The following is an 18,096-nucleotide window of genomic DNA, read 5'->3' as shown; positions in this document are numbered from 1 at the left end:
TCAAAGGCCGCGATTAAAGCCCTTGGATCAGGGCATCAAATCGCCTGAGCCCGCCCCGGAAACGTCTCGTCATAATCCGCACCGGATTCTGCTTCAGCTGCCGTGCCGCGCTGCTCGCGGTACATCATCGGCGGCAGGCCGAATTGTTTGCGAAATTCGCGGCCCAGATGCGACGCATCGGAAAAGCCGCAGCTCGACGCAATATCGGCCACGGTCTTGTCCGAACTCGTCAGCAACCACGCGGCGGTGCGCAAGCGCACCTGCTTCGCGTAAGCCTGCGGCGCCTTGCCGGTTTCAGCCTTGAAAAGCCGCTCCAGCTGACGCGGCGACAGATCGAGCTTGCGCGCCAGTTCCTCGAGCGAGAGGGAACGTCCCACGTGCTGTTCCATCAGCAGGATCGCGCGCTTGACCTTGGGATGCGTGGCGGGTGCGAGCCCTGGCGGATGAGGCTGCGGCGCGTTGCCTTTCTGCATGTCGTCGACGAGCAGAATGCGCAGCGCTTTCTGCACGGTCGCGGTTTCGAAGTGGCGCAGCAGGATGGCCGCGGCCACGTCGATCGACGCCCGGCCGCCGGAACACGTAATGCGCCGCCGGTCGATTACGAAGAGCCGGTCGGCTACCAGCGACTCTTCATTCACCGCCGGAAAACGCTCGATGAAATCCCAGTAGTGAAACCAGCTCACGCAGATGCGATAACCGTCCAGCACGCCCGCGCGCATGAGCGAAAAGACGCCCGTGCACATGCCGACGAGTGTCGCATCCGTCGCCGCAGCGCGCCGGATAAACGCGAGCGTCGCGTCGCTCGCAGCCGGTCCCGAATGCAGCAACCCGCCCACTACGACCACGTAATCGAACGGCTCGGCGGTGTCGAAGGTTTCCCAAGGCGTGATCTGAATGCCGCAGCTCGCGCGCACCGGAGCAAGGGTTTCCCCTATGACGCTCCATGAGCAGCGCACCGGTTTGCTGAAATCGCCTTCGTCCGCGGACAGACGCAGCAGGTCGACGAAACCTGAGAACGCCGTCAGCGTGAAGTTCGGCAGAAGAATGATGCCGAAGCGGATGCGCTGCTTGGGCGCACCGTCGATGGATTGAAGGGGAAGCGATTCAGCGGAGTTCATGCAATGCAGCCGGAGCGAGAAAGGGGTTAAGCCAAGCATAGCACCGGGTCCCGGCGCGGCATGCATCGTAATGCCCGCGGCCCGGCCCGGCAACCGGAACTGCCGCCGCCAACGCAGTACCTGTCGAAAATACGTCAGAAGCTTTCGCAAATGCGCCGCCGCGCTTGGCGCGCCCGGCGTCTGGCGCCACTATCCCACTGCCATGCCGTTTTTATTCTATCGATTCAATTTGACGTGCGGTGCAATAGGGCCTGTTCCAAGGTAAATCCCGCCACCCCAAGTATTGCAACGCACAAGGCACGCCATGAACGTCAGCGTCTTCGATCTCTTCAAGATCGGTATCGGTCCTTCAAGCTCGCACACGGTCGGGCCGATGATCGCTGCTTGCCGTTTTGCGTCGCATATCGAAGATGCCAATCTGCTCGCCTTCGTGCGCCGCGTGAAGGTCGAACTGTTCGGCTCGCTGGGCGCGACCGGCAAGGGCCACGGCACCGACAAGGCGGTATTGCTCGGACTCGAAGGCAATCTGCCCGAACTGATCGACCCCGACGTGATCGAGCCGCGCCTTGCCGCGATTCGCGAGACGAAGCAGCTTGCGCTCCTCGGTAAGCACACGGTCAAATTCGACGAGCGCGAGCACCTCGGCTTCTTCCGCAAGCTGATGCCGGGCGCGCCGGGCTCGAGCATCGTGCATCCGAACGGCATGCGCTTTCAGGCTTTCGACGAAAACGGGCAACTGCTCGTCGAAAAAGAGTATTACTCGATTGGTGGCGGCTTCGTGGTGAATCGCGAGGGCGACCGCGTGAACGGCGTGCGCGCCGGCGCCGAAGTGCCGTACCCGTTTCGCACCGGCGACGATCTGATGCGCGTGTGCCGGGAGAGCGGCCTGTCCATCGCACAGGTCACGCTGGAAAACGAATGCGCCGCGCGGCCCGAAAGCGAAGTGCGAGAAGGACTGCTCGCCATCTGGCGCACGATGGCGGCTTGCGTCGAACGCGGCTGCAAGGTGCGCGGCGAACTGCCCGGCCCGATGCATGTGAAGCGCCGCGCCGCCGACCTCTCTGCGCAGTTGCGTTCGCGCTCGGAAGAGTCGCTGCGCGATCCGCTTTCCATGCTCGACTGGGTCAATCTCTACGCGATGGCGGTCAACGAGGAAAACGCTGCAGGCGGCCGCGTCGTCACCGCACCCACCAACGGCGCGGCCGGCGTGATTCCCGCCGTGCTGCACTACTACGTGAAGTTCATGCACGCGTCGAACGACGAAGGCATTGTCAACTTCCTGCTGACGGCGGCGGCGATCGGCATCATCTATAAAGAAACCGCCTCGATTTCAGGCGCCGAAGTCGGCTGCCAGGGCGAAGTCGGCGTGGCCTGCTCGATGGCTGCCGCAGCGCTCGCGGCCGTCATGGGCGGCACGCCCACGCAGGTTGAAAACGCCGCTGAAATCGGCATGGAGCACAACCTCGGCATGACCTGCGATCCCGTTGGCGGACTCGTGCAGATTCCCTGCATCGAGCGCAATGCAATGGGCGCGATCAAGGCGATCAACGCAGCCCGTATGGCGATGAAGGGCGACGGCCAGCACTACGTGTCGCTCGATAACGTCATCAAGACGATGCGCGAAACCGGCGCGGACATGAAGACGAAATATAAGGAAACGTCGCGCGGCGGACTCGCCGTGAACGTCATCGAATGTTGAACCCCGCTTTGCATATTTCATGAAGCACCTGGCAGCAAGCACCGACAGTACCCACAAGGATCAATGATGAGCCGCTATTCGATATTCAGCCTGTTGCGCAACGGGATGTCGTATCACGAGAACTGGGAGCGACAGTGGAAGAGTCCCGAGCCCAAACGCGAGTACGACGTGGTGATCGTGGGCGGCGGCGGGCACGGTCTCGCCACGGCCTATTACCTCGCGAAGGAACACGGCGTGCGCAATGTCGCCGTGCTCGAGAAGGGCTGGATCGGCGGCGGCAATACGGCGCGCAATACGACCATCGTGCGCTCGAATTATCTGTGGGACGAATCGGCTGCACTCTATGAAAAGGCCATGAAGTTGTGGGAAGGCCTCTCGCAGGACCTGAACTATAACGTGATGTTCAGCCAGCGCGGCGTGATGAATCTCGCGCACACGCTGCAGGACGTGCGCGACACGGAGCGCCGTGTGAATGCGAACCGGCTCAACGGCGTCGATGCGGAGTTCCTCACGCCGGCACAGATCAAGGAACTCGAGCCGACCATCAATCTGAACAGCCGCTATCCGGTGCTCGGTGCATCGATCCAGCGGCGCGGGGGCGTCGCGCGTCACGACGCGGTGGCGTGGGGCTTCGCGCGCGGCGCGGACCAGGCCGGCGTCGACATTGTGCAGAACTGCCAGGTAACGGGCATTCGCCGCAACGGCAGCCAGGTGACGGGCGTCGATACGACGAAGGGTTTCATCAAGGCGAAGAAGGTCGCCATCGTCGCGGCGGGCAACACGTCCACGCTCGCCGATATGGCCGGCGTGCGCCTGCCGTTGGAAAGCCACCCGCTGCAGGCACTCGTGTCTGAGCCGATCAAGCCGGTGGTCAATACCGTCGTGATGTCGAACGCGGTGCATGCGTATATCAGCCAGTCCGACAAGGGCGATCTGGTGATCGGCGCGGGCGTCGACCAGTACACGGGTTTCGGTCAGCGCGGCAGCTTCCAGATTATCGAAGGCACCCTCGAAGCCATTGTCGAAATGTTCCCGGTGTTCTCGCGCGTGCGCATGAACCGTCAGTGGGGCGGCATTGTCGACGTGTCGCCGGACGCCTGCCCGATCATCAGCAAAACCGATGTGAAGGGCCTCTACTTCAATTGCGGCTGGGGCACGGGCGGTTTCAAGGCGACGCCGGGTTCGGGTTGGGCCTACGCGTACACCATCGCCAGGGACGAGCCGCACGAACTGAATGCACCGTTCTCGCTGGACCGCTTTTATACCGGCCATCTCATCGACGAACACGGCGCTGCCGCCGTCGCCCACTAACGCACTAGAGCCAGAGAGACCTAATCATGCTGCTGATCGAATGCCCCTGGTGCGGGCCACGCGCCGAAACCGAATTTTCCTGCGGCGGCGAAGCGGACATCATGCGCCCGCTCGACTCCGAAAAACTCACCGACAAGGAATGGGGCGACTACCTGTTCATGCGCAAGAATCCGCGCGGCGTGCATCGTGAGCAATGGATGCATACGCAAGGTTGCCGCCGCTGGTTCAAGGCGCAGCGCGACACGGTGAGCTACGAGATCCAGGGTTACGAGACGTTCGACCGTCCGCTGCTCAAGATGGATAGCAACGAGGGCAAGGCACAAGAGGGCAAGACGCAATGAGCCAGAAAGACCGACTCCCGAATGGCGGGCGCATCAACCGCGCATTGCCGCTCACGTTTACATTCAACGGCCGCCAGTATCAGGGCTATCAGGGCGACACGCTCGCCTCCGCGCTGCTCGCGAACGGGCTGCGTTTCGTCGCGCGCAGCTGGAAATATCACCGGCCGCGCGGCATCGTGACCGCAGGCGTGGAAGAGCCGAATGCCGTTGTGCAGCTCGAAACGGGCGCGTATACCGTGCCGAACGCGCGCGCCACCGAAGTCGAGCTGTATCAGGGGCTTGTGGCGAACAGCGTGAATGCGAAGCCGAGCATCGAGAAGGATCGCATGGCGGTCAATCAGAAGATTGCGCGCTTCATTCCCGCGGGCTTCTACTACAAGACGTTCATGTGGCCGCGCAAGTTCTGGCCGAAATACGAGGAAGTCATCCGCGACGCGGCGGGCCTCGGCAAGGCGCCCGAACAACTCGACGCCGATCGCTACGACAAGTGCTTCGCGCATTGCGACGTGCTGGTGGTCGGCGGCGGACCGACGGGTCTCGCGGCCGCGCATGCGGCGGCGCTCTCCGGCGCGCGCGTCACGCTCGTCGACGATCAGCCCGAACTGGGCGGCTCGCTGCTGTCGTGCCGCGCCGAGATCGACGGCAAGCCGGCTTTGCAATGGGTACACAAGATCGAAGACGAACTGCGGCAAATGCCCGACGTGAAGATCCTGTCGCGCAGCACTGCGTTCGGCTATCAGGATCACAACCTCGTCACGGTGACGCAGCGTCTCACCGACCATCTGCCTGTGTCGCAACGCAAGGGCACGCGCGAACTGATGTGGAAAATCCGCGCCAAACGCGTGATTCTCGCGACCGGTGCGCATGAGCGGCCGATCGTCTTCGGCAACAACGATCTGCCCGGCGTGATGCTCGCGTCGGCCGTGTCGACGTATCTGCATCGCTATGCGGTGCTGCCGGGCCGCGACGCCGTCGTCTTCACGAATAACGACGACGGTTACCAATGTGCGCTCGACCTGAAGGCGGCCGGGGCGCAAGTGACGGTGATCGACCCGCGCGCGGGCGAATCGAAGGGCACGCTGCCCGCGCTCGCACGCCGCTATGGCGTCAAGGTGATCAGCGGGGCGGTCATCACCGCGGCGCACGGTAAATTGCGCGTGGCATCCGTGGATGTGGCGTCGTATGCGAATGGTCAGGTGGGCGCCAGGCAAAGCGAATTGACCTGCGACCTCGTCGCGATGTCCGGCGGCTGGAGCCCCGTGCTGCATCTGTTCGCGCAATCGGGCGGCAAGGCGCACTGGCATGATCAGAAGGCCTGTTTCGTGCCGGGCAAGGCGATGCAGGCAGAGACGAGCGTGGGCGCCTGCAACGGCGATTTCACGCTGGGGCAGGGCATCCGCTTCGCGGTCGATGCAGGCGTCGAAGCGGCGCGTGCCGCGGGTTACATCGTCAAGCGGCCGAATGCGGTGCAGGTGGCCGAGATCAGCGAAGCGAAGATGCAGCCGCTGTGGCTCGTCGGCGGCCGCGAACTCGCCACGCGCGGGGCGAAGCAGTTCGTGGACTTCCAGAACGACGTCTCCGCCGCGGACATTTTCCTTGCCGCGCGCGAAGGTTTCGAGTCGGTGGAACACGTGAAGCGTTATACCGCGATGGGCTTCGGCACCGATCAGGGCAAGCTCGGCAACATCAACGGCATGGCGATTCTCGCGCAGGCGCTCGGCAAGACGATTCCCGAAACCGGCACGACGACGTTCCGCCCGAACTACACGCCTGTGACCTTCGGCACGTTCGCAGGACGCGAGCTTGGCGAGTTTCTCGATCCGGTGCGCAAGACCGCGGTGCACGAATGGCACGTGGAAAACGGCGCGGAATTCGAGGACGTCGGCAACTGGAAGCGTCCGTGGTACTTCCCGAAGAAAGGCGAAGACCTGCATGCGGCCGTCGCGCGCGAATCGCTCGCAGTGCGTACGAGCGTCGGCATTCTGGACGCCTCGACACTCGGCAAGATCGACATTCAGGGGCCCGATTCGGCGAAGCTGCTCAACTGGGTCTATACGAATCCGTGGAGCAAGCTCGAAGTCGGCAAGTGCCGCTACGGCCTGATGCTCGACGAAAACGGCATGATCTTCGACGACGGCGTGACGGTGCGCCTCGGCGAACAGCACTACATGATGACGACCACCACCGGCGGCGCCGCGCGCGTGCTGACGTGGCTCGAGCGCTGGCTGCAGACGGAGTGGCCGGACATGCGGGTGCGTCTCGCATCGGTCACGGACCACTGGGCGACGTTCGCCGTGGTCGGCCCGAACAGCCGCAAGGTGCTGCAGAAAGTCTGTCATGACATCGACTTCGCAAACGCGGCGTTTCCGTTCATGAGCTACCGCGAAGGCACGGTAGCGGGCGCGGCCTCGCGTGTGATGCGTATCAGCTTCTCGGGCGAACTCGCCTATGAAGTGAACGTGCCGGCGAACGTCGGACGCGCGGTGTGGGAAGCGTTGATGGCCGCGGGCGCGGAATACGACATCACGCCCTACGGCACCGAAACGATGCACGTGTTGCGGGCGGAGAAGGGCTATATCATCGTCGGCCAGGATACCGACGGTTCCATGACGCCTTACGACCTCGGCATGGGCGGGCTCGTCGCGAAGTCGAAAGACTTCCTCGGCAAGCGTTCGCTCACGCGCTCGGACACCGCAAAGGCAGGTCGCAAGCAACTGGTCGGACTGCTCGCGGACGACCCGACCTTCGTGATACCGGAAGGCTCGCAAATCGTTGCGGGTCCGTTCCAGGGCGACACCGCGCCGATGCTCGGCCACGTCACGTCGAGCTACTTCAGCCCGATCCTGAAGCGCTCCATCGCGATGGCGGTCGTGAAGGGCGGACTCGACAAGATCGGCGAAACGGTCACGATCCCGCTTTCCAGCGGCAAACAGATAGCAGCGAAGATCACCAGCTCGGTGTTCTACGACAGCGAAGGAGCGCGTCAACATGTGGAATGAAACCAAAGCGGCGGCCTCGGTCGTGGATCGCGCCGTCGGCAAGCAAACCGGCGTATGGCAGGAGTCACCGCTCGTCGGTGCGGATGCGCTGCTGAAGAAGCATCAGGCGGCGGCAACCTCCGCGTTCAGGTTGGGCGAGCGGCCTTTCCTCGAACTCGTCAATGTGCGCGGCGATACGCGCGACGCCGCGTTCGTGCAGGCAGTGCAGCAGGTGCTCGGCTGCAAGCCGCCGGAAAAGCCCAACACCGTCGCGCGCGGCAACGGCTACGACATGCTGTGGCTCGGTCCCGACGAGTGGCTCGTTCGCTCGGCAACGGCGCACGATGCGGCTCGCACGGCGCCGTTGCAAGCCGCACTCGGCGCTGCGTTTGCAGGGGTTTTCGCTTCGGCGGTGGATATCGGCAGCGGCTATACGGTGCTCGAAGTCAGCGGCTCGCGCACGCGTGAAGTGCTGTCGCGCGGCTGCCCGCTCGACCTTCATCCGAAGCTGTTCGGCGAAGGGCAGTGCGCGCAGAGCCACTATTTCAAGGCATCCATCACGCTCGTGCCCACGGGCGCCGACAGTTTCGACATCGTCGTGCGCCGCAGCTTCGCGGACTACTTCGTGAAGATCATGCTCGATGCAGCCGAGCCGCTGATGTCGTGAGACAGCGAGCGGTGTTCCCCTGCACCGCTCGCGGCTTTTGCGCCGCGCGACCCTCATGACGTCCACCCGTGTCGTTACCGCGCGCCTCACCGAGCGCGCGTGTCAGCAGCGCGACGCCGATGCCGCGCTCGCGCTGCTCGATCAGAGCATGCTGCTGCGGCACCGGCGCATCGCGCTGATCCGCTATCTGCACGCGCAGCAGCTCGGCGCGCCGTTGCAGGAGCGGCATCATCAATATGTGCAGAAGATTGCCGCGCGCTTGAGTGCGGAGGCGCTCGCGCGCATTGCGGGCGCCGCGCGGGCGCGCTTGCGTCGATAGCCCGTGCCCTTCACGCCGGCACGAACGACGCGCTCGTTCCATCCGGATGGCGTATTCCTTCTATGTGGCAGCTTTATGTCGGCGTCTACTTAATGAGCCGATCGGCATATCACTTGCGGCCACCGCCGCATCTTTCAGGGGATGCCATGCCTACCGCTTCTCAGCCTCGCGCCAGTGCAGCCGCGCGACTCGAGCGTCTGCCGTTCTCGGGTTATCACCGGACCATCTTCATCATCATTGCCATTGCGTTTTTCTTCGATTCCGTCGATCTCGGCACGATGACCTTCGTGCTGGGCTCGATCAAGACCGAGTTCGGTCTTTCCACTGCAACAGCCGGGCTTGTCGCGAGTGCGAGCTTCTTCGGCATGGTGGGGGGCGCAGCGGTAGCGGGCCTGCTGGCGGATCGGTTCGGACGTCGCCCGGTTTTTCAGTGGAGCATGGTGCTGTGGGGCGTCGCGTCGTATCTATGCTCGACCGCGCACAGCGTGGAAGCGCTGATTTTCTATCGCGTGCTGCTGGGCTTCGGCATGGGCATGGAGTTTCCGATTGCGCAGACACTGCTGTCGGAATTCGTTCCCGCCTCTTCACGCGGGCGTCTGATCGCACTGATGGACGGCTTCTGGCCGCTCGGTTTCATTACGGCGGGCGTAGTGTCGTACTTCGTACTGCCGAGCTTCGGCTGGCGCACCGAGTTCGCGTTGCTCGCCATTCCGGCCGTATTCGTGCTGATCGTGCGGCGCGTCGTGCCGGAATCGCCGCGTTGGCTCGAACATCGCGGACGCCTCGGTGAGGTCGACACCATTCTCGCCGAAGTTGAAGCGAAGGTGATGAAGGCCGCGCGGCTGACTCACTTGCGCGCGCCTGTCATGCTCGCCGAACCGGTCGCGGCCAAGGGCGCCGGCGCGTTTCGCGAGATCTGGAGCGCGGCGTACCGTCGCCGCACGATCATGGTGTGGACGCTGTGGTTCTTCGCGCTGCTCGGGTTTTACGGACTGACTTCGTGGCTCGGCGCATTGATGCAGCAGGCGGGCTTTGCGGTGACGAAATCGGTGCTGTATACGGTGCTGATTTCTCTCGGCGGTATTCCGGGCTTTATCTGCGCAGCGTGGCTGGTCGAACGCTGGGGACGTAAGCCGACCTGCGTGGCGTCGCTGGCGGGCAGCGCTGTGATGGTCTATGTGTACGGACAAACCGCGCTGCATGCGCAAACGCCCACGTTGCTGATCTGCGCAGGGCTCGCGATGCAGTTCTTCCTGTTTGCGATGTGGGCGGTGCTATACACCTACACGCCCGAACTGTACGGAACGGGTGCGCGCGCAACGGGTTCCGGCTTTGCGTCGGCGATCGGACGCGTGGGTTCGCTGATCGGACCGTATGTGGTAGGCGTCGTGTTGCCGATGTTCGGACAAGGCGGCGTATTTTCGCTCGGCGCCATGTGCTTCGTGATTGCGGCTGCGGCTGTCTGGATTCTCGGCATCGAAACGCGCGGGCTCGCTCTCGAGACGCTCGTATCCGAGGCGGTCGAGAGCGACGCACAAGGCGCGCTGCGCCCGGCGCGCGAATGACGATTCCGAGGCGTGCGGCAGCGTTCCGTTCGGCGCTGTTGCGCGCAATGCGAATCCGCTACGAGGAGCTACTGCCGCTACTGACCGCCGGCAACGAGAGCCGACATGATGCGGTACGCTGCGCTCACGCGGTCCTCAATCGGCAAGTTCTTGTTGGCAAGCAGTACGACGCCCACACGTTTGCCAGGAATAAAGGCCACATAGGCGCCGAAGGCGTTCGTCGAGCCAGTCTTGTTGATCCATACGTTCTGCTGCGGCGGCAGCGGCGGCTCGATTGCCGTGGCAGGTGTCGGCGTGATAGCCATGGAGGGTGCATTGCCCTCGTGCAAGGTGCTCAATGTCACGGGGTACGGGTACTGCTCCCAGATGAGGTCTTGCGTCAGCGCGCCGGCCTTGTAATAGCCCGTGTGCGTGGCCGTGATGGCATGCTGAAGCTGGCTGTCCACGCCGATCAGGTTCATGTTCGCCTGAACGAAGCGGACCATGTCGGCCGCGGTGGTTCTCACGCCATAGGCTTCGTCGGCGAGAACGCCACCTTTCATGCGGATCGGCGCGCCGTCTTTCGTATAGCCTTGCGCGTAGTCGGACATGTTTGCCGCGGGAACGTGGATGTAGCTGCTCGTCATGCCGAGCGCCGGAAACATGCGCTGCTCGATCAACGATGCAAAGTCCTGGCCCATGCTCTTGGCCGTAATCAAACCGAGTGTGCCGATGCCGGGGTTCGCATACGTGCGATAAGTGCCGGGCGCATACGTAGGCTTCCATGCCAGGAAGTACTGCAGCAGCTGGCCGTTGTCGTGAATGCTGTCCGGTACCTGGAGCGGAAGACCGCCGGGCGTGTGCGTGCCGAGGCTCAGCAGGCTCACCTTGCCGAACGCGCTGCCTCGCAACGAGGGCAGATAGTGTTGCGTGTTATCGCTGAGATTCAACTGGCCATTCAACTGGGCATAAGCGGCGAGCGTGGCCGTGAAGGTCTTGCTGATCGAGCCGATTTCGAACAGCGTGCGCTGCGTGACCGGCTTGCGCGTTTCCGCAGACGCGACGCCATAGTCGAACACATACGTCTTGCCGTTGGCGATCACACCGACCGCCATGCCAGGCACGTGGTGTCTTTCCATGAGCGGCTCTATTGCCGGGTCCACCACGGATTTCATGGCGGCTGTCGCATCGTTCGCGGCGTCGTCTGCCGCCCGGCTTACGGGCGCGATCACACTGAGCGCAACGACGGCACTCGCCATCAGGCTCATCGCTTTTAGCTTCATTCGAGCGTTTTCCTTCCGCGGTTATCGACGGATATGCTGACGCAGCACTATCCGCGCTTCGAGCAGCGCTGACAATCGAGGATAACTTTCGGGAAGGACAAGAAAAATTGATGGGCGGGGAGAATTCCCCGCCCGATCGGAAGCCCAGGCGCAAGCCCGGGCGCGAGGTTTAAACAGTCGCCCGTTCCCGCTTCCTTGAAGGCGCGCCATGCGCCACGAAATAAGGCGTTTCGACACGCGCCAGCGGCGCGCGTTGGCGAATCCGGTCGGCGATTTTTTCGGCCAGCATGATGGTCGGCGCGTTCAGGTTGCCGGTGGTGATACGCGGCATGATGGACGCGTCGACCACGCGCAGTCCCTGCATGCCGTGCACGCGCCCTTCGTTGTCGACCACGGCCATGTCGTCGTAGCCCATCTTGCACGAGCACGAGGGATGAAACGCCGTCTCCGCGCGCGCCCGTACGAAAGTGTCGAGTTGTGCATCGGTGGTCAGTTCGGCGCCAGGATTGAGCTCGCGTCCACGGTAACGGTCGAGCGCCGGCTGCCGCATGATCTCGCGCGTGATGCGAATGCCGTCGCGGAACTCGCGCCAGTCGAGCGGATCGGCCATGTAGTTAAAAAGGATGCTCGGATGCGCCGCCGGATCGCGCGACGTGAGCTTCACGCGGCCGCGGCTCGGCGAGCGCATGGAACCGACATGCGCCTGGAAGCCATGCATTTTGATTGCATTGGAACCGTTGTAGTTGATCGCGACCGGCAGAAAGTGGTACTGGATGTTGGGCCACAAATCGTCGTCGCGTGTGCGAATAAAGCCGCCCGCCTCGAACTGATTGCTTGCGCCGATGCCCGTGCCGTTCAGCATCCATTCGAGTCCGATGGCCGGCTGATTCCACCACTGCAGTGCAGGGTAGAGGGAGACAGGCTCCTTGCATTCGTACTGGATGTACATCTCGAGGTGATCCTGCAGGTTTTCGCCGACGCCCGGCAGATCGTGCACCAGCGGAATGTCCAGCTCGCGCAACCATGTCGAGCGGCCCACGCCCGAGCGTTGTAGCAATTGCGGCGAGGCAATTGCGCCGCTGCACACCAGCACTTCGCGGCGCGCATGGGCGTTGACGGTGGCGCCGCCATGCAGATACGCGACGCCCACCGCGCGTTTGCCCGAGAACAGCACGCGATCGCTCAGCGCATGTGTGACGATGGTGAGGTTCGCACGCCCCTTGGCGCGATCCAGATAGCCCCGCGCGGTGCTGGCGCGCCGGCCGTTGGCCGTCACCGTGCGATCCATCGGGCCGAAGCCTTCCTGCTGATAGCCGTTCAGGTCGTCGGTGCGTGGAAAGCCGGCCTGCACGCCGGCCTCGACCATCGCGGCGAATAGGGGATTATTGCCGGGTTTGCTCGTGGTCACGTGCACGGGACCATCGCCGCCGTGATAGGCGTTGGGGCCCACGTCGCGCGTTTCGGCCTTGCGGAAGTACGGCAGGCAGTCCAGATAGGTCCAGTTTTCGAGGCCTTGGCGCTCGGCCCAGCCGTCGTAATCGAGCGCATTGCCGCGGATATAGCACATGCCGTTGATCAGTGACGAGCCGCCCAGCCCCTTGCCACGGCCGCATTCCATGCGGCGGTTGTTCATATGCGGCTCGGGGTCTGTCTCATAGGCCCAGTTGTAGCGGCGCCCTTGCAACGGGTAGGCGAGCGCCGCAGGCATCTGCGTGCGGAAATCGAAGCGGTAATCGGGGCCGCCCGCTTCGAGCAGCAGCACGGTGACGTCGGCATCTTCAGTGAGACGCGATGCCAGCACGTTGCCCGCCGAACCGGCGCCGACGATGATGTAGTCGTATTCGTTCGAACTCATGGCAGCGCTCCTCAGAATACCGGTTGATAGGCACCGAGCTCGACCTGCACGGACTTGATGCGTGTGTAGTGCTCGAGGGTGGTGATGCCGTTTTCGCGACCCACACCGGATTGCTTGTACCCGCCCACCGGCATTTCCGCGGGCGACTCGCCCCATGTGTTGATCCAGCAAATGCCTGCTTCGAGCCTGTGAATCACGCGATGCGCGCGCGACAGATTCTCGGTGACGACGCCTGCAGCAAGGCCATATGCCGTGCGATTCGCGCGCGCAATGACTTCCTCTTCATCGTCGAATACGAGGATGCTCATGACCGGCCCGAAGATCTCCTCGCGCACGATGCGCATGTCGTCGCGGCAGCCGGTGAACACGGTGGGCTCGACATATTGACCGCGCGCGAAGTGGCCTTCGCTCATACGCTTGCCGCCAGCGATCAGACGCGCGCCTTCCTGCATGCCGCTTTCGATGTAGCCGAGCACCTTTTGCAATTGCGCGGCGCTCACGAGCGGGCCGAAGTTGGTCGCGGCGTCGCTCGGCGCGCCCACGCGAATGCGCTTCACGCGTTCCAGCACCAATGCCTCGAAACGCTCGAGCACACTGCGCTGCACGAACACGCGCGTGCCGTTCGTGCAGACCTGACCCGAGCTGAAGAAGTTGGCGCTCATCGCGATGTCGGCGGCACGTTCGAGACTCGCGTCGTCGAACACGACGAGCGGCGACTTGCCGCCCAGTTCCATCGTCACTTCTTTGAGGGACGACGCGCCCGCCATGGACATCACCTTCTTGCCCGTTTCCACGCCGCCCGTGAACGAAATCTTTTCGATGTCCGGATGTCCGGCCAGCAGCGCGCCAACGCGCCCGTCACCTTGCACGACGTTGAAGACGCCAGCCGGCACGCCGGCTTGGCTATAGATCTCCGCGAGTTTTAACGCAGTGAGCGGCGTGACTTCGCTCGGCTTGAAGATCATCGCGTTGCCCGCGGCCAGCGCGGGCGCCGACTTCCAGCACGCGATCTGAATCGGATAATTCCACGCGCCGATGCCCGCGCATACGCCGAGCGGTTCGCGCCGCGTGTACACGAACGACGACGGCCGCAGCGGAATCTGCTGGCCTTCTATCGCGGTGGCGAGTCCTGCGTAATACTCGATCACGTCCGCGCCAGTGACGATGTCCACCGCCAGCGTTTCGGCAATCGGCTTGCCGGTGTCGCGCGTTTCGAGCGCGGCGAGTTCGTCGTTGCGCTCGCGCAGAATCTCGACCGCGCGGCGCAGGATTCGCGAGCGTTGCATCGCCGTCAGCGCGGCCCATTCGCGCTGACCGTCGCGCGCGGATTGCACCGCGCGATCGACGTCCGCGGCACTGGCCTGCTGCACGGCGGCGAGGGTTTCGCCGGTCGCGGGGTCGACGGTGTCGAAGGTTTCACCGCTGGTCGCGTCGACATAAGCGCCGCCGATATAGAGACGTTGCGTTGCGAAAACGGCCATCACTTGCTCCTTGGTAAAAATATCGCCCCGCGTTGCGTGTTGTCTCGTCAGCACGTTGCCCGCTCAGTCGCGCGCCGCCAGGACCAGGTCGATGTATTCGTTTGCCACGCGTAGCGCCGCTCTCGTGTCGAACGGCTCGCCCGATAGCGCACCGCGCAGCCACAGTCCGTCGATCAACGCCGCGAGACCGCTGGCCGCGCGCCGGGCGGCCGCGCGCGGCAGCGCTTTCGAAAAGTCCGCGCACAGATTGGAGTTCAGACGGCGCGTGTTGACGTACTGCAGCCGCCGCAGCTGCGGTTTGTGCATGCTCTCCGACCAGAACGCGAGCCACGTCTTCATGACGGCCGCGCTCGTTTGTTCCGCATCGAAATTGGCCGCGACCACCGCGCGCAGTTTCGAACGCGGGTCAGGTTTGGCTGCGCGCCGCCGGCGCGAGGTGGCCTGCCACAAGTCGCGCAACACGTGTCGCATGGTGGCTTCGAGCAGGCCGTCCTTGTCGCCGAAATAGTGGCTGACAATGCCGGTGGAAATGCTGGCGCGCTGCGCCACCGACGCGAGCGTAGCCCCGGCGAGGCCGGTCTGGTCAATGGTGAGCAGCGTTGCGTCGATCAGCTGCGCGCGGCGGATTTCGCGCATTCCGAGCTTGGGCATGGTGTTGATGTGAAGATTGGACGACTCGCTTCGATCGATGCATGGTAGTTTTTTTATATTGAACGGTCAATCAATAAAAAACGTCGAAGAACGGACATGTCGGTTCCAGCCAAACCCGTGTCGCGTTCGGTGCAGGTGATTCGCCGCCCTGGGCGCTACGCTCGTTGAACGGCGTGCGGCGCACAGGCCGCGCACCGCTCACAAGACATGGAGACATTCAATGAGCAGCAATCGCGGCGTCGTCTATCTGGGGCAGGGCAAAGTGGAAGTGCAATCGATCGACTATCCGAAGATGGTCGACCCACGTGGCCGCGCAATCGGCCACGGTGTGATTCTGAAAGTAGTGAGCACGAATATTTGCGGCTCGGACCAGCACATGGTGCGCGGTCGCACGACCGCCGAGGTCGGCCTCGTGCTCGGCCACGAAATCACCGGCGAAGTGATCGAGGTAGGCCGCGACGTGGAGACGCTCAGCATCGGCGACCTTGTCTCGGTGCCGTTCAACGTGGCGTGCGGACGCTGCCCGACCTGCAAGTCGCAGCACACGGGCGTATGCCTGAACGTGAACCCGTCGCGCGCGGGCGGCGCTTATGGCTACGTGGACATGGGCGGCTGGATCGGCGGCCAGGCCGAGTATGTGATGGTGCCGTATGCCGACTTCAATCTGCTGAAGTTTCCCGACCGCGAGCAGGCGATGGCGAAAATTCGCGATCTCACGTGTTTGTCCGACATTCTGCCGACCGGTTATCACGGCGCGGTAATGGCGGGCGTCAAGCCGGGTTCGACGGTGTACATCGCGGGTGCGGGACCGGTCGGCATGGCCGCGGCGGCGTCGGCGCGCCTGTTGGGTGCGGCGTGCACGATCGTCGGCGACATGAACGAGGCACGCCTCGCGCATGCTCGCAAGATGGGCTTCGAGACCGTCGATCTTTCGAAAGATGCGACGCTGGGTGAGCAGATCGAGCAGATTCTCGGCAAGCCGGAGGTGGATTGCGCGGTGGACTGCGTGGGCTTCGAGGCGCACGGCCACGGCAGCAGCGGCTCGCATGAGGAAGCGCCGGCAACGGTGCTCAACTCGCTGATGGAAATCACGCGTGCTGCGGGCGCGATCGGCATCCCCGGCCTCTATGTGACCGACGATCCGGGCGCCGTGGACGCCGCCGCGCGCAAGGGCAGCCTGAGCATCCGCTTCGGTCTCGGCTGGGCAAAGTCGCACTCGTTCCATACGGGCCAGACGCCGGTCATGAAGTACAACCACAACCTGATGCAGGCAATCTTGTGGGACCGTTTGCCGATTGCGGACATCGTGAACGTGACGGTGGTGTCGCTCGATCAGGCGCCGGACGGCTATCGCCAGTTCGACGGCGGCGCGCCGCGCAAATTCGTCATCGATCCGCACGGTCTGCTGAAGGCGGCGTGAGCCCGGCGGCGAGTTGCCGAATCCAATGAGAAACGCGTTGAACGGACGCCCGTTCAACGCGTTTTTATTTGCTGGCGGCGAAAACGCTTTCGGCGCTGCGTGCTTTTGGGGCCGGCGCTTTCAGGCCGCCATCACCGGCGCTGAAGACAGCGAGGGCGCCTGCTTGCGGCGTTCGCGTGTGGGCGCGGTGCCGAATGCATCGCGATAGCTCTTTGAAAAGTGGCAGGCCGACTGGAAGCCGCACGCCATCGTGATGTTCATGATCGACATGTCGGTCTGCAGCAGCAGTTCGCGCGCGCGCCGCAAACGCAGCGTCAGATAGTAGTGCGTCGGCGTCATGCCGAGATGCTCGCGAAAGAGGCGTTGCAACTGCCGTTGCGACATGCCGGCAAGCCGCGCCAGTTCCTCGCGCGACAGTGGTTCTTCGATGTTGTTCTCCATCAGCGAAATCACTTCGAAGAGCGACTTGTTGGCCGAGCCGAGTCGCGCGACGAGCGGCATCTTCTGCTGCGCGCTGGTGTCGCGCACATGCTCGACGATGAACTGCTCGGCGATCTGTGTGACGCGTGCGGTGCCGACTCGCGGTGCGATCAGATTCAGCATCATGTCGAGCGGTGCGACGCCGCCCGTGCACGTCACACGGTCACGGTCGATCACGAACAGCTCTTTCAGAAAACGCGTGTCGGGGAACTCTTCCTTGAGCGCCGACATGTTTTCCCAGTGGATCGCGCACGCATAGCCCGCGAGCAGACCGGCACGCGCGAGCGCATAGGTGCCGGTGCAGAGGCTGCCGAGCATGCAACCCATGCGCGCGAAGCGGCGCAATGCCGACAGATGCGCGGGTGTGGTGGCGCGCTGCACGTCGATGCCGCCGATCACGAAGACGATGTCGGGCTGACCGACGCATTCGACTGGACCCGTGTCGACCGATAGTCCATTGCTTGCGGTGACCGGCCCACCCTCGGGGCTCACGATCGACCAGCGGTAAAGCGTTTGTCCCGTCAGGTAGTTCGCCATGCGCAGCACTTCGATAGCGTTGGTGAACGCGATCATTGTGAAGTTCGGAACGGGCATGAAGGCGAAATGCGACAGTGACGCCGTGCGATCGGTGGACATGGTGAGGGGTGATTCCTTCGAATCTATAGTGTCGCGCCGCTGTGGGGCGCAGCGGCTAATGTAATTTTGAGGACTAGGGCAACTACCGTGCCATCAGGCTAAACCCTCGGTTGCCGGCGGCTTCCGTGTTATGCCTCGGAGAAACGGCACCAGAAGGGCGCCGCTGCCGCGGATAGCCGCACCGCAAGCGCGCATTGCGTTCAGTTGCAGTGCAGCATGCGGCGGCATGCAGCGGCATGGGCGGCCGGAGCGAACGATCGTGCGACGCCGCCGCTATCGCCCACCAGCGGTACGAATCAACACCTTGAACGAA

General features: G+C 63.5%; 14 protein-coding genes. 8 read left to right on the top strand and 6 right to left on the bottom strand.

The window, feature by feature from the left end:
* Positions 1 to 35: 35 nt before the first annotated feature.
* The gene (locus tag ACEN8U_RS08625) at positions 36 to 1,118 is read right to left on the bottom strand and encodes a GlxA family transcriptional regulator (RefSeq protein WP_013592271.1); all 1,083 of its coding nucleotides are present in this window, start codon (positions 1,116 to 1,118) and stop codon (positions 36 to 38) included.
* A 304-nt stretch (positions 1,119 to 1,422) separates the two neighbouring features.
* On the opposite strand from ACEN8U_RS08625, the gene ACEN8U_RS08620 reads away from it, so the two are divergent.
* The 7 genes from ACEN8U_RS08620 (at position 1,423) to ACEN8U_RS08590 (ending at position 9,998) form a co-directional block, all read left to right on the top strand.
* Entirely contained in the window at positions 1,423 to 2,817 is a 1,395-nt protein-coding gene (locus tag ACEN8U_RS08620; RefSeq protein ID WP_310108039.1) for an L-serine ammonia-lyase, read from the top strand.
* A 66-nt stretch (positions 2,818 to 2,883) separates the two neighbouring features.
* Positions 2,884 to 4,128 carry a sarcosine oxidase subunit beta family protein gene (locus tag ACEN8U_RS08615; RefSeq protein WP_310108038.1) on the top strand — a complete coding sequence of 415 codons (1,245 nt, stop codon included), beginning with the start codon at positions 2,884 to 2,886 and terminating at the stop codon, positions 4,126 to 4,128.
* 26 nt (positions 4,129 to 4,154) lie between these two features.
* Positions 4,155 to 4,469 (top strand): sarcosine oxidase subunit delta, encoded by a 315-nt coding sequence (locus tag ACEN8U_RS08610; protein ID WP_013592274.1) that lies wholly within the window; start codon positions 4,155 to 4,157, stop codon positions 4,467 to 4,469.
* Positions 4,466 to 7,468 (top strand): sarcosine oxidase subunit alpha family protein, encoded by a 3,003-nt coding sequence (locus tag ACEN8U_RS08605; protein WP_310108037.1) that lies wholly within the window; start codon positions 4,466 to 4,468, stop codon positions 7,466 to 7,468. The genes ACEN8U_RS08610 and ACEN8U_RS08605 overlap by 4 nt, the downstream gene beginning before the upstream one ends.
* Positions 7,458 to 8,114 (top strand): sarcosine oxidase subunit gamma, encoded by a 657-nt coding sequence (locus ACEN8U_RS08600; RefSeq protein ID WP_310108036.1) that lies wholly within the window; start codon positions 7,458 to 7,460, stop codon positions 8,112 to 8,114. The genes ACEN8U_RS08605 and ACEN8U_RS08600 overlap by 11 nt, the downstream gene beginning before the upstream one ends.
* Positions 8,115 to 8,169: 55 nt before the next feature.
* The gene (locus ACEN8U_RS08595; protein WP_310108034.1) at positions 8,170 to 8,433 is read left to right on the top strand and encodes a hypothetical protein; all 264 of its coding nucleotides are present in this window, start codon (positions 8,170 to 8,172) and stop codon (positions 8,431 to 8,433) included.
* Positions 8,434 to 8,579: 146 nt separating this feature from the next.
* Positions 8,580 to 9,998: an MFS transporter gene (locus ACEN8U_RS08590; RefSeq protein ID WP_310108032.1), complete on the top strand. Its 1,419-nt coding sequence runs from the start codon at positions 8,580 to 8,582 to the stop codon at positions 9,996 to 9,998.
* A 77-nt stretch (positions 9,999 to 10,075) separates the two neighbouring features.
* On the opposite strand, the gene ampC is transcribed toward ACEN8U_RS08590, so the two are convergent.
* The 4 genes from ampC to betI all read right to left on the bottom strand — a co-directional run bounded on the left by ampC (position 10,076) and on the right by betI (position 15,247).
* Complete coding sequence (ampC, locus tag ACEN8U_RS08585; protein ID WP_310108030.1) at positions 10,076 to 11,260, bottom strand: class C beta-lactamase; 1,185 nt, start codon at positions 11,258 to 11,260, stop codon at positions 10,076 to 10,078.
* Between the two features lie 169 nt (positions 11,261 to 11,429).
* On the bottom strand, positions 11,430 to 13,115 hold the full coding sequence (betA, locus tag ACEN8U_RS08580; RefSeq protein ID WP_310108028.1) for a choline dehydrogenase: 1,686 nt from the start codon (positions 13,113 to 13,115) through the stop codon (positions 11,430 to 11,432).
* Positions 13,116 to 13,126: 11 nt separating this feature from the next.
* On the bottom strand, positions 13,127 to 14,596 hold the full coding sequence (gene betB / locus ACEN8U_RS08575) for a betaine-aldehyde dehydrogenase (RefSeq protein ID WP_310108026.1): 1,470 nt from the start codon (positions 14,594 to 14,596) through the stop codon (positions 13,127 to 13,129).
* A 63-nt stretch (positions 14,597 to 14,659) separates the two neighbouring features.
* Positions 14,660 to 15,247 (bottom strand): transcriptional regulator BetI, encoded by a 588-nt coding sequence (betI, locus tag ACEN8U_RS08570; protein ID WP_013592282.1) that lies wholly within the window; start codon positions 15,245 to 15,247, stop codon positions 14,660 to 14,662.
* 220 nt (positions 15,248 to 15,467) lie between these two features.
* Between betI and fdhA the strand changes: the two genes are divergently transcribed.
* Positions 15,468 to 16,667: a formaldehyde dehydrogenase, glutathione-independent gene (gene fdhA, locus ACEN8U_RS08565; protein ID WP_013592283.1), complete on the top strand. Its 1,200-nt coding sequence runs from the start codon at positions 15,468 to 15,470 to the stop codon at positions 16,665 to 16,667.
* Between the two features lie 120 nt (positions 16,668 to 16,787).
* Here the strand turns inward: fdhA and ACEN8U_RS08560 are convergent, their stop codons facing one another.
* Positions 16,788 to 17,783 (bottom strand): GlxA family transcriptional regulator, encoded by a 996-nt coding sequence (locus ACEN8U_RS08560; RefSeq protein ID WP_013592284.1) that lies wholly within the window; start codon positions 17,781 to 17,783, stop codon positions 16,788 to 16,790.
* Positions 17,784 to 18,096 lie beyond the last annotated feature (313 nt).

This window comes from Paraburkholderia phenoliruptrix (assembly GCF_047325075.1).
Classification (GTDB): domain Bacteria; phylum Pseudomonadota; class Gammaproteobacteria; order Burkholderiales; family Burkholderiaceae; genus Paraburkholderia; species Paraburkholderia phenoliruptrix.
Note: the sequence above shows the minus strand (reverse complement) of the source record. Positions and strands in the feature narration are given on the sequence as shown.

Bases quoted from the DNA above. Each gene is read 5' to 3' on its own strand.
- ACEN8U_RS08625 (WP_013592271.1), bottom strand. From the start codon at position 1,118: ATGAACTCCGCTGAATCGCTTCCCCTTCAATCCATCGACGGTGCGCCC.
- ACEN8U_RS08620 (WP_310108039.1), top strand. From the start codon at position 1,423: ATGAACGTCAGCGTCTTCGATCTCTTCAAGATCGGTATCGGTCCTTCA.
- ACEN8U_RS08615 (WP_310108038.1), top strand. From the start codon at position 2,884: ATGAGCCGCTATTCGATATTCAGCCTGTTGCGCAACGGGATGTCGTAT.
- ACEN8U_RS08610 (WP_013592274.1), top strand. From the start codon at position 4,155: ATGCTGCTGATCGAATGCCCCTGGTGCGGGCCACGCGCCGAAACCGAA.
- ACEN8U_RS08605 (WP_310108037.1), top strand. From the start codon at position 4,466: ATGAGCCAGAAAGACCGACTCCCGAATGGCGGGCGCATCAACCGCGCA.
- ACEN8U_RS08600 (WP_310108036.1), top strand. From the start codon at position 7,458: ATGTGGAATGAAACCAAAGCGGCGGCCTCGGTCGTGGATCGCGCCGTC.
- ACEN8U_RS08595 (WP_310108034.1), top strand. From the start codon at position 8,170: ATGACGTCCACCCGTGTCGTTACCGCGCGCCTCACCGAGCGCGCGTGT.
- ACEN8U_RS08590 (WP_310108032.1), top strand. From the start codon at position 8,580: ATGCCTACCGCTTCTCAGCCTCGCGCCAGTGCAGCCGCGCGACTCGAG.
- ampC (WP_310108030.1), bottom strand. From the start codon at position 11,260: ATGAAGCTAAAAGCGATGAGCCTGATGGCGAGTGCCGTCGTTGCGCTC.
- betA (WP_310108028.1), bottom strand. From the start codon at position 13,115: ATGAGTTCGAACGAATACGACTACATCATCGTCGGCGCCGGTTCGGCG.
- betB (WP_310108026.1), bottom strand. From the start codon at position 14,596: ATGGCCGTTTTCGCAACGCAACGTCTCTATATCGGCGGCGCTTATGTC.
- betI (WP_013592282.1), bottom strand. From the start codon at position 15,247: ATGCCCAAGCTCGGAATGCGCGAAATCCGCCGCGCGCAGCTGATCGAC.
- fdhA (WP_013592283.1), top strand. From the start codon at position 15,468: ATGAGCAGCAATCGCGGCGTCGTCTATCTGGGGCAGGGCAAAGTGGAA.
- ACEN8U_RS08560 (WP_013592284.1), bottom strand. From the start codon at position 17,783: ATGTCCACCGATCGCACGGCGTCACTGTCGCATTTCGCCTTCATGCCC.